The organism is Sphingobium sp. FG58 (assembly GCF_057809055.1).
Genome location: NZ_JBMDJF010000024.1, coordinates 1 through 15,820 on the forward strand (window position 1 = coordinate 1; position 15,820 = coordinate 15,820).

The following is a 15,820-nucleotide window of genomic DNA, read 5'->3' on the forward strand; positions in this document are numbered from 1 at the left end:
TTTCGCCGCTTTGGGAATCCCCCACGTGAGTCAGCATCACGGACGGATGGTATTACAAGACCTGACGACCCGGAAGGTATCCCTCTTTCCTGGGAGCGCGCCAGCATAGGGCCAAAGGGTATTACATGGTCCTTCGTCCCTTATGAACTTGGAGGATATTTGTCCGGTGGAAGCACGACAATCTCGTGGTCGACCTTACAGCCCTATCTTCGTAGCGACCTGCCGTTTTAGGCTGATACGATACGGCTTACTCCAGAATGAATATTCACATCTGCTACGTTAGTTGTCGCATGATCGATCGGCCTGATGCCCACCCTGCATCGCCGTTCCTGCGACGACCGAAAATCAGGCCCTTTGCGCCACCACAGACCCTCTGCATGGGGGCGTGATCTTTCCACGAAGCCAGATGCGCTCCGTAACCCGATTCAATCAGATGCGGGTGCTCGTTTGGGACCACCGCACTGCCGTCATGATCTACCACCATATCCGGCCCTTCAACCGCTGCCGCGAGCGCCCGCATTTCCAGCTCAAGGACATTATCCTTCAAGAAACGCTGGGCTCTAGCCGAACATGTATCTTTCGTTTTGCAGCTCAGAAAATACCGGCATGGTGAAGGTCGTCCGGGCGACAAACGCCTCGCGCGTCAGCAGCGCAGCGACATAGGGCGGTTGGCGACGGCAAGGATACCGCGCCGCTCCCCCCATTCCTTGACGCTGCCCCAGTCGGGCGGCCGCCATGGTCGCAGCGCCGGGCCGAGGTCAGGGGTGCCATAATGAAACGATCATCGACCGCATCAACACCATTGCCACGGCATGACGCTGCATCATATGGCTGAGGCCCTTTACCTGCGGTGTCCGGCCCTTGAGGGTCGGGTTGTCTTCCAAGGATCGGGAAATCCGGTGATGACGGTAGATTCCGACATTAGGGTGCCGTCGTCCAGTTCCATCAACGGGATCTTCATGATCGGGTTCTCGGCCCGAAAGCTCGATTGCTTCTGCTCGTTAGATATGGGGTCGATACTAACGAACTCGACCTTGTCCGTAAGCCCTTTCTCGGCCAGCACGATGCGAACCCGGGCGGGGCGCCTTCACGATCACGTATCTTCATCATAAAGTCCTAGAAATTGACCCCGGCGGTGAAGCCCCATGTCTTGGGTGCGGCCGGTAGATACGGATAGCCCGTCGCACCGACCTGCGTGCCGGCGTACGAGAGGATCTTTTCGTTGGCGATATTGCGGCTCCAGACCGATACACTGAAAGTGTCATTCGATTTCAGTGTCAGCTGGGCATTCACCATGTGATAGGCTGGCTGCCGCAGAAAGTTGTTCGGCTCGAAATAAATACCGCTGCTATAATTGTAATCGGCCGACGCCGTCACCTGCCCGATAGACGTGGAGGCGCTATATTGCGCGCCGACATGTCCGGTGAATTTGGCACCATATGGTGTTCGGTTACCGGATGCGTCGATGCTACGCAGCGGGCTGACCGAGCCGAAGGGGGGGAGGGGGTTGATTGGCCCGTCGGGCGCGCCGAGATAGCGGCGATAGGTCGAGTCGAGCACGGTCGCGCCAAAGTCGATCGTCAGACCCTGCGTAACGCGCACCAGACCGTCGAACTCGACACCCCGCGTGCGCGCCTTCTGCGCATTTGCCAGAACGGTTACGTTCCCAATGAGTAACTGCACCTGAGGGTTCGTGATGTCGTACCAGAATGCTGAAATGTTAAAGCGCACACGGCGATCAAATAGCTCGCTTTTGATACCGATTTCATATGCATCGACAACCTCGGCCTTTGTGGCGTTGGGATCGAAGCCGAGCAGGTTGAATACACCCGACTTGTACCCGCGACTGAACGACCCGAAGATCATCGCTTCGTCTGTAAACTGATAATCCACCGCTGCTCGGAACGTGAGCCTGTCATTGTCATACTTGCCAGGCATAATTGCGCTCGACAGTACCTGAACATTGCCCAACGTGATTGTCGTCGATCCGGTCCCCTTAAGATCATCCTTGGTGTAGCGGAGGCCGCCCGTCAGTTTGACGTTGGGTAAGACTTCGACATTGGCCTGGGCATAGCCAGCATAAGACTTTGCAGATTGTCGCGCACCCAGCCTGAGCTCGTTCAGGTTTCCGTCGCCGATAACGTCACCGGGAAAGAATTGCTGCCCCTGGAAATTCAAGGCATCGATCTTGGTCGTGGTGTCGTAGTAGAACAGACCCAAAATCCACTGGACCCCGCCAGGTGTGGAATTGGCAAGCTGAAACTCCTGCGTATACTGATCGATGCTGACCGGGAACCGCCCGTAACCATCCGGTCTCGGTCCATTGTCCAGGTCAAACCGCAGATCTTCCTTGTCATGCAGATATGCTGAGATACTGCTGAATTCTGCGAACCCGAGATCCTGCCGCACCTTGATCGAGCCGCCCCAGGACTGCTGGTGCGAATAGGGATCGATATCGGTGTTCAAGTCATAAAAGCGGTTGGGTGTTGCTCGATCGAACGGCGCCGACTGGAAGCCCTGAGACGTGCCCGGTACAAAACTGCCCTGTGCAGAAGAGTTCGAATAGGCATAGAAGCCGCTAAGGGTAATCTTGGTCCGATCGGTCGGCTCGATCAGCAGCTTGCTGCGGACGGTGAAGTCGTCGTGGTAGGCGGCGCGGTTGCCGGTCGCGCGATTGACACCATAACCATCATCCTGCCTGCGGCCGGCGACCGAAAGGTCGATCGCCGCGCCATCGCCAAGGCCGGCGGTCATGTACAGGTCGCCAGTCAGTGTGTCGAAGGCGCCGTATCCGAGATGTGCCTTGCCGCTGAATTCCTGCGAGGGATCCTGCGTGATGATCTGGACGACCCCTCCGCTGGCATTGCGGCCGAAGAGCGTACCTTGCGGGCCTTTCAGGACTTCGACCCGCTCGATGTTGCTGAGAGAGAAGAAGCCGGAGGATAGCCGTGTAAAATAGACGCCGTCGACGTACACCGCGACGCTGCCTTCATTACCGGGATTGTTTGCTGAATTTCCGATTCCACGGAGAAAGGGCAGAACCACACCATTCTGTACGGGAAGCGATAGGCTGGGAGCCAGGCCCGCGACGTCTAGAAGCGACGTCACGCCGCGCGCCTCGAGCGAGCCGGCTGTAAATGCGGTCACCGAAACAGGCACGGACTGAAGGTTCTCCGATCGTTTCTGTGCGGTGACGACGATATCTTCCAATTGGGTGGCATCTGCCTGGCCCGCTCCATCGCCCGTCGGCACTGCGGTTTGTGCAAAAGCCGGTTGTGAACCGAGAACGGCCAGCACCGAAGCACCAGCCAGCAAAAGACGACAAATCCGTCCGCTCATGATTTCCTCTCCCTTCAGTAGATCAGCATTTTTGCTGATTCCCAGTCGAGACACGCTAACGTCGTCGTTTCGCGACCGATCCGGTCCGTTTGACGAAGCGTTTCCCGACTCCCTACCTGTCGGCAGGTAGTGGCGGCGTATGACTTCCCGTATCCGATGTCAACGGCTATAGCGCGATCTTGAAGGGACCGATTTAAGCATGGCTGATACAAGAGACACGATTTTGGCGGCGGCGATGCCGATCGTCCAGGCACGTGGCTATAATGGCTTGAGTTTCCGGGAACTGGCGAAGGTCGTCGGGATCAAGAGCGCCAGCATTCATTATCATTTTCCTTCCAAGGCTGACCTCGGAGCGGCATTGGTCCGTCGATACCGAGAATATGTGCGCGACGGATTCAGAACGATAAGCGATCATTTGCCGGACCTCGCGGCCTGTTTGAATGCGTATGTAAACGGGTTTAGGCAGACGCTGGAAAACGGCAATCGCATGTGCCTCTGCGGTCTCCTTGGCGCAGAGTATGATGAATTGCCGGATCCCGTCAAAGACGAGATCGAAGGGTTCGTGGAAGACAATGTTACTTGGGTGGCAGGGATGATCTCTGCCTCACGAGCGGTGTCCCAAGAAAATGCTCGATCGCGCGCGTTGGCCATTTATGCCGCACTTTCCGGCGCGCAACTGATCGCACGGAGCAGAGGCGATATTTCGATATTCGATGCGGTCGCGCAGAGTTATAGGACGTGCGGTATTCTGGCGGATGGCGAGGCCGCGGAAGGACAATAGGGAAACACCGGTCACCTGGGTTGCCTTGAGCGCTGTACATCCAACGCGCAGCGGCACGGCGGATGAACGCGGTTCATTCAGCGTGCGGGCTGAGAGCGGATCCGATCGATGACGGGTTGGAGCAGATCGAGATAATCTCGCGCCAACTGGCGCAAGTCCTTGGTCGCTCCCTCGCTGCTCCATTCGGTAATTGCCTGAACGACGGCGATCACGAGGATCGTGCGCAGCAGTCGAACCTGGCCGTCGCCGGTCGGGCGGCCGAGGCGGCGGGCGAGTTCCTCATCCACAGTATCGGTGCGATGCTCGGCCGAAGGGACGAGGTATTGGCCGCGGATCGCGGGAACTTCCTCCAGCAGTCGCTGGGTCTGGCGGGCGTGCTCAGGACTCATCGACATGTCCGTTAACATTTCGTCTATCGCGTAACGATAAGTATCCAATAGTGGTTCGTTGCAAGGGCGTTCGGCTATTCTTTCGCCGATCCGGCGTTCGATGGCTTCGATCCCATGCGCGAGGATTGCGTCCTTCCCCTTGAAGTGACGGAAGAGCGTGCGAAGCGAAATCCCGGCCTCTTCGCAGATGTCCTTTAGGGACATTTCGTCATATCCCTGATCGCTGAACCTGCGCAGCGCGATGCGGTGTATTTCGGTGATCAGATCGGTCCGCCGACGATCTCGGATCCCGCCCGCGACTTGTCCGTATTCGATTCGCGCCACGATGCACCCCTTTGCCGCTCTTGTAGCACGAGACCTGCTTAGGGAAACCAGTGTGGTGGCCAGAGCCAAGGCCAGCATAAGGCGGCATCAACACGAATCTTCAAGCTGCTGCGGGCAGCGATGGGCGCGATGTCGTCGTCTCTACCGTGCTCGGTCCGGCTGAGGAGATTCAGCCGAATCGCTTAAATATTTCGAGCGAACAGCCCGCGCCCAATCTGCAGGACCACGGTAATAACGAGGTTATTGAGCCTGTCGATTGCGATACAAAATTCCGCAAGGGCGTCTTGGCGCTCAATGGACAGACGGCACCAATGCCCTGCTGATGTGCGCTCCGGTAGCCGAGGCAGAATGCGCCGGGACGTAGAACAGTTGGTCGACAAACTGCTCGGCCTCGACGAATGGCCTCCAAGACACGAAACCTGACGATGACGTTTGGAGCGACTTATCTGGATTCGAAGTATCGAAGCTATCTGGGCGCACCGAGCGGGCCACCTAATCCCGCCGCTCCGTTTGGTTCCGTATCGCCACAGATCGCGATCGACGCATCCGGCAATCGCACGCCGATGGCGGCCAAGTTTACCGCTGTCGCGGGTCTGCAATATACCATGGAAACTTCGGTCGGGACGTGGGACCTGTCGACCGATTACGCCTATAATGTTTTTTTTTGGGAACCGGACAACTTCCTGAAGCAAAAGCCCTACCACCTCGTCAATGCGCAGGTCCGTCTGCGTCCCGGGGACAAGCTCAGCATCGCAGCGTGGGTGAAAAACCTTGTTGACGAGAAAATAGCTGTCTTCGCGGCCACTCAAGAAGGGCCAGCAGGCTGGCTATCCCTCCGTGGCAGGCCCACCGCGTACCTACGGCTTCACCTTGGCCTTCGAATTCGGAACATCCCGCCAATGGGTCCGCGATGAGACGCCGGTTGGCCGTTCATCGACGTCGCGCGCATATTTCGGTGCTTCGCTGATGCATTTGCAACCGGCAAAAAAAGCCATCCGTCGCTTCGGCAATCCAAGGCAGATGGCGACGCTTGACCGAGTGTGGCAGACGAATGCGCTGCAATTGGCAAACACCGTTATCGTTACTCGGCGCGAACCCGGTCGATGACGGGCTGCAGAAGATCGAGATATCCATGCGCTAGCCGGTGCAGGTCGTTCGCTACGCCGTCGCTTGTCCACTCGGTCATCGCCTGTACGACGGCTATGACGAGGATCGTGCGTAGCAGTCGTACCTGCCCGTCGCCGGTCGTGCGACCAAGACGGTGGGCGAGCTCTTCATCTATGGCGTCGGTCCGATGTTCGTTCGACGGTACGAGATACTGGCCCCGTATCGCGGGAACTTCCTGGAGTAGCCGCTGGACAAGGCGCGCGTGATCCGGCCTCGCTGACATTTCGGTCAGCATTTCATCAATTGCGTAACGATACGCATCAATTAGTGGCTCGCTGCGGGGGCGTTCGGATATTCTTTCCCAGATTCGGCGTTCGATAGCCTCAATGCCGTGGGCGAGTATTGCGTCTTTGCCCTTGAAGTGACGGAAGAGGGTGCGAAGCGAAATACCAGCCTCTTCGCAGATATCTTTCAGAGCCATTTGGTCATAGCCTTGCTCGCTGAACTTGCGCAGCGCGATGCGGTGTATTTCGGCAATCAGGTCGGCGCGCCGACGATCTCTAATTCCGCCCGAGACATTTCCGTGTTCGATACCCACCACACTACGCCCCTTCACCGTTCCTTTAGCAAGAACGCCAGATTGTAAATGGGTTTGGTGCATAGGGTCCTCCCGCCCCAATGAGCAAGCTTGCCGCGTCGGTCGTATCCTGAATTGATAGGTCAGTGGAAACGCGGCGGATCTGATGCCGACCAAAAGCGTACTGTTTGGAGGCCTTTGGGTCCTCTTTCTAGGCGCTCTAAACCAACGGCGTCGCCTTTGGTCTGGATTCCAAGTTTGGCTGACGCGCTCGATCGGAACCACAAACCAAACAACGAAAACCTGCCATGTTTTGGCGACTTGACACGGATAGGCATATTTTGCATCAGTCATGGATTGCCGGGCTGGACACCAGAGGCGGTTTCTAATCAAGATGAACCTAATACAAGCTCACTTTGATAAAAATCCGATAGCCTGCATCTAAATATGTAAACCCGCTTTGAGTTTGTTGGCGCAATCACATCCTCGCCTACACGTCTTCCGGAGACATCGGTTCGCGAATTTCTTGCTAGTTCTATTAGATTGGTTTCAGGGTGGTGAGTTATGTTGTCTTCTCGTCGGATTAGGGTTGGGATTATAGGAGCGAGCGCGAACAAATTCGCTTGGGCTTCGACCGCGCATGTGCCCGCTCTAAAATCGCTGCCCGAATATGAGCTGGTCGCGGTCGCCTCGCGTAATCAGGCCAACGCGGACGCGGCGGCCGTTGCCCACGGGATTTCGCGCGCGTACGGCGACTATCTGGAAATGGTGCGCCAGCCCGATCTGGACATGATCTGTGTCAGTACCAGTTCGGTCGACCACCATGCGCTGATCATGCGGGCAATCGAGGCAGGCAAGCATGTATTCTGCGAGTGGCCATTCGGGACGAACATTGGTCAAGCGCTCGAGATGCGCGATTTCGCTCGGGCCAAGGGGGTGCGCACACTCGTGGGGCTGCAGACGCGCTACGCGCCGATCGTCCGCTACGTGCGCGACCTGATCGCTGAGGGTTTTATCGGCAAGCTTTACGCAGTCACTTTCGGCCGATCGAACGACCAGATGGCGCAGATGGATCTCACGCCCGAGTACCGCGATTTCCTTGAGTCAGCGAAAGCGGGTTTGCGCATCATGGGCGGGCACGGGTTCGACACGCTTGCCGCCTATGTCGGCGAATTGACCGACGTCCAATCCTATATGGAAACTGAGATGGATCGTGTCCGCCTGACCACGGGCGAGGTTGTCCCACTGACGGACAAGGATCATATCCTGGTGCAGGGGCGGCTTGCCGACAATGCTGTCGTCTCGGTTCTGCTTAAGCAGAACAGCCCGACCTACCAACCTTTTTTCCTGGAAATCAGTGGTTCTTCGGGGGCCATCATCATCACGGCGAGCAGCGACATAGACTATCGTGAACGCCACCCCGGAGTGCCGTTCGATTTCGAGATGTTCGGTACGTCGGCGCTTGGAAAGCCAACGCAGCCCATGGCCGTTCCAGCGCGATACCGACTGGTGCCAGACGAAACGCCGCCTGGTCCATCAATCGATGCCGCGCACATGTTTAGGCACTTTGCTGAGGCGCTTGTGACCGGCAGCAGATGCGATACCGACTTCGACCACGGCGTCCATCGGCACGAGTTGCTGGAAACAATCGTCCACGCCGCCGAAAAGGGTCAGCGTATGGTGTATGCGCCAACTTGACTTCAACTTGTTCCTGCTACTGACATAGCCGACGCCAAGGAGGTTCAGCCGGGGAAGGGCAAGCCATCCAATGGCCGCGTCAGCGCAGATCCAGCGATCACTTCTCTCTTCGCGGCGACGCTGTCAAAATCCGGGTATCCCTTGCCGTTCTTGAGCAAGAGATGCGTCATCGGCTACGGCAGCAGTTCCGATGTCTTTCGTACCAGGATCGCGGCGAGCCATGCCTCCGCGGCGAGGAGAGGGCCTAGCTGGATGCCAAAACCCGTCGATCCGAGCTCGCGATATCTTTGAAATCAACCGCGAGGAGGCCCGCGTCGGTGCGTTCATCAAACTGTAAGAGGTCGCGCGATCTTGACGCACGCTTCCGAAAACTCTCGCCCAAAAATTGAAAGCGTTGTCGCTGGCAAAGCTGGTTGGTCCGATTAGGGTTACCCTTTCGAAGGTGTCGCCAAATGCGAACAAGCGAGATCGGCGTCTTCGCAATACTCATCCGCTGCAATGCTCGAGGAAAATCCAGCGCGTAGCAAATGACTGGGTGGGCAATATACAGAAGGGGAGGATTTATGACGATGAAAATCTCGGCAGCAATGTTACTTACCGGAGTGACCATGTCTGCCATCACATCGGCAGCGGAGGCGCAAACCGCGCCGGCGCCGGTCACGAATGAGGCTGCGACGAACAACGATTTAGATGAAATTGTCGTCACGGCGCAGCGCCGCGAGCAGGCGCTGTCCGACGTTCCCCTCTCAATTGCGTCGGTCAGCGGCGCCGCATTGGCTACGCGCAATGTGACGTCGGTGGATGATCTGAGTAAGCTCGTCCCTGGGCTTTCAGTCAGCGATAGCGGCTTCTCGACACCAATATACACATTGCGCGGCGTCGGCGTGAACGAACCGTCGATTGGTTCGAACAGCTCTGTCGCGATATATGTCGATGAGATTCCGCTGGTATATCCGATAATGACGCAGGGCGTTGCGCTCGATCTGCAACGACTGGAAGTTCTTAAGGGACCGCAGGGCACGCTTTACGGACAGAACTCGACGGCGGGTGCGATCAATTACATCGCAAATAAGCCAACCAACAGTTTCGAGGCGGGCATTACCGGTACCTTCGGTCGGTTCGACCGCGGCACAGTCGAAGGCTTCGTCAGTGGTCCGCTGACTGACACGCTCAAGGCGCGGGTCGCTGCGCGGTACGAAACCGGCGGCAATTGGCAGGAGAGCCAGTCACGTGACGACGGGATCGGCAAGATCAGGCGCTTCACCGGCCGTGCAATCGTCGATTGGCAGCCAACTGATCGTCTAAAGGCTACCTTCAACGCCAACGGCTGGGTCGACAAGTCCGACACGGTTGTGCCGCAGTTCGTTGCGGCATATCCAGGCAACAGTTTCAACGTCGATCGCAATCTGGTGGTAACCGACGGCAATCCGCTGAGCTGCAAGACGGCAGGGACGGTTGCAGCGCTGCCAAGTTGCCCGATCAATGCATTGACGGGCACCCGGATCACAAATTCCAGCCCCGCAGTTCAGCCGGTCGTCACGAATCCTGCGTTAATTGCGCCGAACAACTCCCGTCTTGCAGATTGGGATCAGGGTCAGAATCTCCGTCGGAACGACAAGTTCTGGCAAGTATCAGGAAGGCTTGAATATGATTTGAGCGACGAAGTCACTCTCACGTCTCTTACTTCTTACGCGCACCTTGACCGCTACCAGAACTCCGAGAATGATGGCACCGCCATTTCGGAGACGCTCCGGAATGTCCAGGTAGGCTCGATTGAATCGTTCCAGCAAGAAATCCGCCTGGCAGCCGATTTTGGTCCAATTCATTGGGTTCTCGGCACCAATTATGGGCAAGATAAAACTATCGACGAAGTCAGCCAGTTTCTACGCAATTCCTCGCAAGTGCAAAATCTGTTTGGCGGCCTCGCATCGTCAGGCGCGCGGATCCTCGCGCGTCAGAGCATTAAAAATTGGGGGGTCTTCACCAACGTCGATGTCGACATCACGCCCCAGCTCACACTGAGCGGCGGCATCCGGCTGAGCCAGGACAAGCGCAAGTTCCAAGGTTGCGGGGCGGCGCTCGACGACGCATCCGGCCTTGCATATACCGCATTGTTCAATTTTTTTCGTGGCGGGGCCGGCCAGGCTCCGACCCGCCCGATCCAGGCTGGTGAATGCTTTAGTTTCTACTTTCAATCGAGCCCCGCGAGCGCTGCCGCGCAAGCACAGGATACAGCCAATCTTCCCTTCTACACTTTGGGATTTGCCAATCGAAAGCTCAAGCAGGATAACGTTCCCTGGAACGTCAATCTGAGCTACAAACCGACCGAAAGTTCGCTAATTTATGCGCGCGTTAGCCGCGGCTTCAAGGCAGGCAATTTTTCGTCTTTGAACACCGTCGACTCGGTAGCTTACAACCCGGTGGTTCAGGAGAAGCTGACCTCTTACGAACTTGGCGGTCGCGCGGGCATTGGTCGCTGGCTGCGTATCGAGGGTGCTGTGTTCCGATATGATTACGTTGATAAACAGGTCCGCGCGCGGATTTTCGTGGGACCGCCATTCGGAAATATCGGCGGACAAGACACAATCCCCAAATCGAGATTGCAAGGTGCAGAGGGGTCGCTCATTTTGCGACCGGTTTCTGGCCTGACGCTTTCGGGCAGCGCCACGTACATCAAGAGCAAGGTCTTGGAATATACCGGGCAGACCGTTCTCCAGACCAATAGCGTGCTGCGCGACTTCTCAGGCTCCCCTTTCAATTTTGCGCCTAAGTGGAGTCTGAACGGCGACGTGAACTACACGACGCCCATGTCCTCAATACTTGACGCATTCGTCGGCGCCAACGTCGCCTATCGCGGCAAGACCTCGTCGGCATTCGTTCCACCGAATCAGACGGCGGTCGAACAGGCGGGCCTGAAGGTATTCGAGATTTCCTCCTACACGCTGGTGGATGGTCAACTTGGCGTTCAGGCGCATGACGGCACGTGGCGCGCCTACATTTGGGGCAAAAATATTTTCAATAAATTCTATGTCTCTAACGTCGTCCGCGTCACGGATGTGATCGTGCGCTACCCAGGCCAGCCTGCCACATTTGGAGGCACCGTCGCGTATAAGTTCTGATTTTGAACCGAAATAGGGGGCGAAACGGATATAGCCATCCGTCCGCCCCCCGGTACGTCAATGCATGCTCGGTGTTTTCCGCGCATATTGCTGATGAGCGGATACCCACGATGTTGCGGCTCGTCACCGAAGGGCCGGGGCGCATTGCCAAACTTTACTGGATGGATCCTGAGCTTCGCAATCTGTCGCCCGAGGAACGTCGGACGGCGCAACATTGTGAGATCTGCCCCGTCGTCGAGGACCCGCACAGATTTCTCGATGCCACACTCTGGCAGATCAGCCGCAAGAGCACGTTCGCCGAAACCATCGGCTACGCTCTCACCCGTAAGGAAGGGGGCACCCGTTTCCTGGACGCCGGCCGCATCAAACTCGGTAGCAATTTCGTCGAACTCAGCATCCATCCATTGGCTTCTGAAACGCAATATGCCCTATTTCTCGGGCTTCGATGTCGGCCGCGATCATTGCGGTCATCGCCAGCTTGATCCGGAAGGCTGTGGGCAGACACCCTTCCGGATCACCCCATGATGCACATCGCGTCGACCCGCACGAGCATATCAACACAAAGGGTGGTTGCACATTTGCCGTCGCGGAACACCGGGATTAGATCGTGGGGGGGGCCGCCTTCTGCGGGGATCGGGAGCCCATATGAAACTTCGTCGTGTGAAAGATCGACTACTTATCAGGACGTAGCCGGCGCTAAATGAACAATTCAGCGAGCTGCTTGGCGGCAATTTTACACAGCGCCTAAGAGAGCGCTGAACGAGCATCTATAGATGTATGGCATATGTTCGCCCTGAGAACAGTTTGTGAAAGCGAGATTGTCATGAAGGGCGCGCCTGATTACCTAAAGGGACAGTGGTGGACATGACGCGGCAGATCTAACGCGGTGCATCACTCTAGGGCGGGCAGGGCGCAGCAGACGTCCCTTCCGCGTATCAATGCCAAGGGCTGTCGATGAGACAGTGCCGGGTATGTGGGCCGGTCGGGGGGAGGGGCATGTCGTTGCAAGGCAAAATCAATTCCCGGATCGACCTTCCCGGCGTCTGCGTCCAAATCGTCGATTATCGTTGGCATCGGGGCGCGGAGATCGTCGAGGTCGAGCCGCATCATCTGCTGCGCCGCCGAAGCAACCCAACGCAGCTCGGCGTGTCTGCTATGGTGGACAATTCGGAACGGCCTTTCGGCCAGCTGATGTTCTTTCCCGCGCATGTGCCCTTCAGCACGAGCGCAGCGGCGAACGACGAGTATGTTCAGACGATCACATGCCGCTTCGACCGCGACTGGTTTTCCGCCATGGCGAACATACCTGGTGAGTGGGATAAGGGCGACCTCACACGCTGCTGCGATGTCCGGAACAGTCGTATCGACCAGGCTATTCAATGGATGGGCAACGAGGTGGCGGCGCCTGGGCTAGCAAGCACGTTGCTGATCGAATCGCTTGCCTCAGCAGTGGCGGTCGAGATCGCGCGCCATTTCGGCGAGCCGGGCGAGCAACTGCGGGCACGCACCCGCGATGGCAAGCTGCAGCCGTCGCACCTGAACCGTGTGGTGGAATTCATCGAATCGACTATTCAGCGTTGTCCGACGATCGACGAGATTGCCGCGACTTGCAATGTTAGCCCCGCTCACCTGCGTCGAGCTTTCAAGAATTCGACCGGTCACACCATCCACGACTATGTCGAAAGTGTTCGGCTCACCAAAGCCAAGGCGCTGTTATCGGAGACCGATCTTCCCCTGAAGGAAATCAGCTTCCGGCTGGGCTTCGCCGTATCCAGCACCTTCTCCTCCGCATTTCGCAAGCTTCAAGGTGAGACTCCCAGCGGCTTCCGTTTTCGCACGCGGCAGTGACGGGCTGGACAAGAGGCAGCGTTCGTTTCGAGACCGGCGGAGGCGTGATGGCACATCGATCATCCGGGCGAGGCACGGTGATTGCACGACGCGCCTACGCACTGATGCTGGTGATGATCGGCGCGGCGCTGGTATGGCTGGGTGGGCAACTGCTCGTCGCCGGTGGCTCACCCTATTACATCATAGCGGGCGCCTTGACGTTCGCCGCCGGCGTGCTGCTGTGGCGCGACGATCGCCGGGGCGCGGGGCTGTATTGGCTGATGCTCGCGGGCACCTACGGCTGGGCGGCGTGGGAGGTGGGACTCGACGGCTGGGCGCTGGCGCCGCGGCTGATCGGGCCGAGCGTGCTGGCATTATGGCTCCTCACCCCTTGCGCCTACACCCGCTCGCCACGCTCGGCGGATCGGGCGCGCGGCGATCGGCGGCGCCGTCGTCGTCCTGGTCGCGCTGCCGTTGGCGGCGGGCCTTGCCGTTTCCGACGCCCGCGTCTCGGCGACACCGGCTGCGGCTTTCCCGACGATCGGCTCTGGCGATGACGGCGAATGGCCGGTTTGGGGACGTGATGCGGCGGGGACGCGCTTTTCGCCGCTGGCCCAGATCACACCGGGCAATGTCGGTCGACTGGAGGTAGCCTGGACCTATCGGACCGGGTTCGAGCAGAAGGGGCCGCCTGCACCGTTCGAGGCGACTCCGCTCAAGATCGGCGATCTCCTCTTCCTCTGCACGCCCGCCAACGACGTGGTCGCGCTTGAGGCGGAGACTGGCAAGGTGCGCTGGCGCTTCCAGGCCCGCAGCGACGAAACGCGCGTCGGCTTTTCGGTGTGCCGTGGCGTCGCTTACTACCGCGTGCCTGGCGCGGTCGCCGGTGATTGTGCGGAACGGATCTATACCGCGACGATCGACGCGCGATTGCTCGCCATCGATGCCCGGACAGGGCGTTCCTGCGCCGGCTTCTGTCAGTCCGGCGCGGTCGATCTGCGCGACGGCATGGGCAGGGTCGACAAAGGATATTACTACGTCACGTCCGCACCGCAGATCATCCGCGGCAAGATCGTTTTCGGCGGCTGGATATCCGACAACCAGCATCTCGGCGAGCCGGCCGGTGTGATCCGCGCATATGATGCCGTCACCGGCGCGTTCTCGTGGGCGTTCGATGTCGGCCGGCCGGACCGGCATGGCCGACCTGAGCTGGGAACGGCCTACACCGCCGGGACGCCCAACAGTTGGGCACCGATCAGCGCGGACGAGGGGCTGGGCCTCGTTTACCTGCCGACGGGCAACGCCGTGCCCGACTGGTATGGCGGCAAGCGGCGGCCGTTCGATGACGAATATTCGAGCTCGGTGGACGCACTCGATGCCGAGACCGGAGCGGTGCGCTGGTCGTTCCAGACCACGCATCATGATCTGTGGGATTATGACGTCGCTTCGCAGCCGACGCTTTACGACCTGCCGCTCGGCAACGGTCGCGTGCCCGCCCTGATCCAGCCGACCAAGCGCGGCGAGATCTTCGTGCTCGACCGTCGTACCGGCAAACCGCTGATGCCGGTGGAGGAGCGCCGGGTGCCGCGCTCGGACGTGCCCGGCGAGCGCGCCGCGCCCACCCAGCCGTTTTCGGTCGGTATGCCCAGCTTCGGCGGCCCGACGCTGACCGAAGCGATGATGTGGGGTCTGACGCCGATCGATCAGGCGTGGTGTCGGCTGGCGTTCCGCACGTCGAACTACGAAGGCACCATGACCCCTGCGACCGTGGGCAGGCCGACAATCATCTTCCCCGGCTATGTCGGCGGCAGCGACTGGGGCGGCATCTCGATTGACAAGGATCGTGATATCCTGATCGGCAATTCCAACCGCGTCGCGATGCGCGCTACCCTGATCCCCCGCGCGGAGGCCGACGCTTTGGGAATCAGGCCGATCGCGGCCAACGCCCACGGCAACGTGGGCGGTACGTCGGCCCAAGCCGGCACCCCCTTCGCGGTCCGCATTGCAGCCTTCATGTCGCCGCTCGCCGTGCCGTGCACGCAGCCACCCTACGGGATGATTTCGGGCATCGACATGAAAACGCGCAAGCTGTTGTGGAGCCATCCGTTCGGCTCCGCGCATGATAGCGGGCCACTCGGCCTCGAGTCGCACCTGCCCTTCACCATGGGTGTCCCGAACACCGCCGGTTCGCTGATCACGCGCAGCGGGCTGACGATGATCGGCGCGACGCAGGACCGGTATCTGCGGGCGCTGGAGACACGAACCGGCCGCCTGTTGTGGCAGGGGCGGCTCCCCGCCGGTGGCCAGGCGACGCCGATGACCTATCTCTCCGGGAGCGGCCGGCAGTTCGTCGTGATCGCGGCGGGCGGAAACTACACCCTGTGCAGCAAGACCGGCGATTATGTCGTGGCATATGCGCTGCCGACCCGTCGGTAGGAGACGGGCGATGAAGAAGTTCATGGCGCTGTTTGAGATGATGCCCCTTCACATTGGTGGCAGTGACATGGTCTTGCCGATCGTGGCGGAGAGCAGACGACCGCCGACACGCCCGCGAAGCGGTACCTTTATCGGCGATTTTTCATGCGACGGGCCTCAGCGGCGTGATTGCGCTCGACACCGCTATCTCCGGTCACAAGCAGCGCTACCAGTATAAGCAATG

The 15,820-nt window shown here is 58.9% G+C and carries 12 protein-coding genes and 1 pseudogene; 8 read left to right on the forward strand and 5 right to left on the reverse strand.

Annotated features, from left to right (window positions below; translation table 11 throughout):
* Positions 1-841: 841 nt before the first annotated feature.
* A pseudogene (locus ACODR8_RS18105) lies at positions 842-1,072 on the reverse strand (glutathione S-transferase N-terminal domain-containing protein); the annotation flags it as partial.
* A gap of 44 nt (positions 1,073-1,116) precedes the next feature.
* Positions 1,117-3,339: a TonB-dependent receptor gene (locus ACODR8_RS18110; protein ID WP_489008549.1), complete on the reverse strand. Its 2,223-nt coding sequence runs from the start codon at positions 3,337-3,339 to the stop codon at positions 1,117-1,119.
* A gap of 199 nt (positions 3,340-3,538) precedes the next feature.
* Between ACODR8_RS18110 and ACODR8_RS18115 the strand changes: the two genes are divergently transcribed.
* Positions 3,539-4,120: a TetR/AcrR family transcriptional regulator gene (locus tag ACODR8_RS18115; protein WP_489008550.1), complete on the forward strand. Its 582-nt coding sequence runs from the start codon at positions 3,539-3,541 to the stop codon at positions 4,118-4,120.
* A 77-nt stretch (positions 4,121-4,197) separates the two neighbouring features.
* Here ACODR8_RS18115 and ACODR8_RS18120 read toward each other — a convergent pair whose 3' ends face one another.
* A complete protein-coding gene (locus ACODR8_RS18120) occupies positions 4,198-4,833 on the reverse strand; it encodes a TetR/AcrR family transcriptional regulator (protein WP_489008551.1) in 636 nt (211 codons plus the stop codon).
* A 398-nt stretch (positions 4,834-5,231) separates the two neighbouring features.
* Here ACODR8_RS18120 and ACODR8_RS18125 point away from each other — a divergent pair, with 398 nt between their 5' ends.
* Positions 5,232-5,747 (forward strand): TonB-dependent receptor domain-containing protein, encoded by a 516-nt coding sequence (locus ACODR8_RS18125; protein WP_489008552.1) that lies wholly within the window; start codon positions 5,232-5,234, stop codon positions 5,745-5,747.
* Between the two features lie 167 nt (positions 5,748-5,914).
* Here ACODR8_RS18125 and ACODR8_RS18130 read toward each other — a convergent pair whose 3' ends face one another.
* Positions 5,915-6,601 carry a TetR/AcrR family transcriptional regulator gene (locus tag ACODR8_RS18130; protein ID WP_489008553.1) on the reverse strand — a complete coding sequence of 229 codons (687 nt, stop codon included), beginning with the start codon at positions 6,599-6,601 and terminating at the stop codon, positions 5,915-5,917.
* Between the two features lie 480 nt (positions 6,602-7,081).
* Between ACODR8_RS18130 and ACODR8_RS18135 the strand changes: the two genes are divergently transcribed.
* Positions 7,082-8,215: a Gfo/Idh/MocA family protein gene (locus tag ACODR8_RS18135; protein ID WP_489008554.1), complete on the forward strand. Its 1,134-nt coding sequence runs from the start codon at positions 7,082-7,084 to the stop codon at positions 8,213-8,215.
* A gap of 44 nt (positions 8,216-8,259) precedes the next feature.
* On the opposite strand, the gene ACODR8_RS18140 is transcribed toward ACODR8_RS18135, so the two are convergent.
* Positions 8,260-8,385, reverse strand: coding sequence for a hypothetical protein (locus ACODR8_RS18140; protein ID WP_489008555.1), 126 nt, complete (start codon positions 8,383-8,385; stop codon positions 8,260-8,262).
* A gap of 393 nt (positions 8,386-8,778) precedes the next feature.
* On the opposite strand from ACODR8_RS18140, the gene ACODR8_RS18145 reads away from it, so the two are divergent.
* From ACODR8_RS18145 to ACODR8_RS18165, 5 genes are all read left to right on the forward strand, one after another.
* Entirely contained in the window at positions 8,779-11,334 is a 2,556-nt protein-coding gene (locus ACODR8_RS18145; RefSeq protein WP_489008556.1) for a TonB-dependent receptor, read from the forward strand.
* Between the two features lie 110 nt (positions 11,335-11,444).
* Positions 11,445-11,816 (forward strand): IS66 family transposase, encoded by a 372-nt coding sequence (locus ACODR8_RS18150; protein WP_489008557.1) that lies wholly within the window; start codon positions 11,445-11,447, stop codon positions 11,814-11,816.
* A gap of 514 nt (positions 11,817-12,330) precedes the next feature.
* Positions 12,331-13,182: a helix-turn-helix transcriptional regulator gene (locus tag ACODR8_RS18155; protein ID WP_489008558.1), complete on the forward strand. Its 852-nt coding sequence runs from the start codon at positions 12,331-12,333 to the stop codon at positions 13,180-13,182.
* A gap of 104 nt (positions 13,183-13,286) precedes the next feature.
* A complete protein-coding gene (locus ACODR8_RS18160; RefSeq protein WP_489008559.1) occupies positions 13,287-13,718 on the forward strand; it encodes a hypothetical protein in 432 nt (143 codons plus the stop codon).
* Positions 13,636-15,597 carry a pyrroloquinoline quinone-dependent dehydrogenase gene (locus ACODR8_RS18165; protein ID WP_489008560.1) on the forward strand — a complete coding sequence of 654 codons (1,962 nt, stop codon included), beginning with the start codon at positions 13,636-13,638 and terminating at the stop codon, positions 15,595-15,597. Before ACODR8_RS18160 ends, ACODR8_RS18165 begins: the two co-directional genes overlap by 83 nt.
* The last annotated feature ends 223 nt before the right edge of the window (positions 15,598-15,820 follow it).

Bases quoted from the DNA above. Each gene is read 5' to 3' on its own strand.
- ACODR8_RS18110 (WP_489008549.1), bottom strand. From the start codon at position 3,339: ATGAGCGGACGGATTTGTCGTCTTTTGCTGGCTGGTGCTTCGGTGCTG.
- ACODR8_RS18115 (WP_489008550.1), top strand. From the start codon at position 3,539: ATGGCTGATACAAGAGACACGATTTTGGCGGCGGCGATGCCGATCGTC.
- ACODR8_RS18125 (WP_489008552.1), top strand. From the start codon at position 5,232: ATGGCCTCCAAGACACGAAACCTGACGATGACGTTTGGAGCGACTTAT.
- ACODR8_RS18130 (WP_489008553.1), bottom strand. From the start codon at position 6,601: ATGCACCAAACCCATTTACAATCTGGCGTTCTTGCTAAAGGAACGGTG.
- ACODR8_RS18135 (WP_489008554.1), top strand. From the start codon at position 7,082: ATGTTGTCTTCTCGTCGGATTAGGGTTGGGATTATAGGAGCGAGCGCG.
- ACODR8_RS18140 (WP_489008555.1), bottom strand. From the start codon at position 8,385: ATGACGCATCTCTTGCTCAAGAACGGCAAGGGATACCCGGATTTTGAC.
- ACODR8_RS18145 (WP_489008556.1), top strand. From the start codon at position 8,779: ATGACGATGAAAATCTCGGCAGCAATGTTACTTACCGGAGTGACCATG.
- ACODR8_RS18150 (WP_489008557.1), top strand. From the start codon at position 11,445: ATGTTGCGGCTCGTCACCGAAGGGCCGGGGCGCATTGCCAAACTTTAC.
- ACODR8_RS18155 (WP_489008558.1), top strand. From the start codon at position 12,331: ATGTCGTTGCAAGGCAAAATCAATTCCCGGATCGACCTTCCCGGCGTC.
- ACODR8_RS18160 (WP_489008559.1), top strand. From the start codon at position 13,287: ATGCTGGTGATGATCGGCGCGGCGCTGGTATGGCTGGGTGGGCAACTG.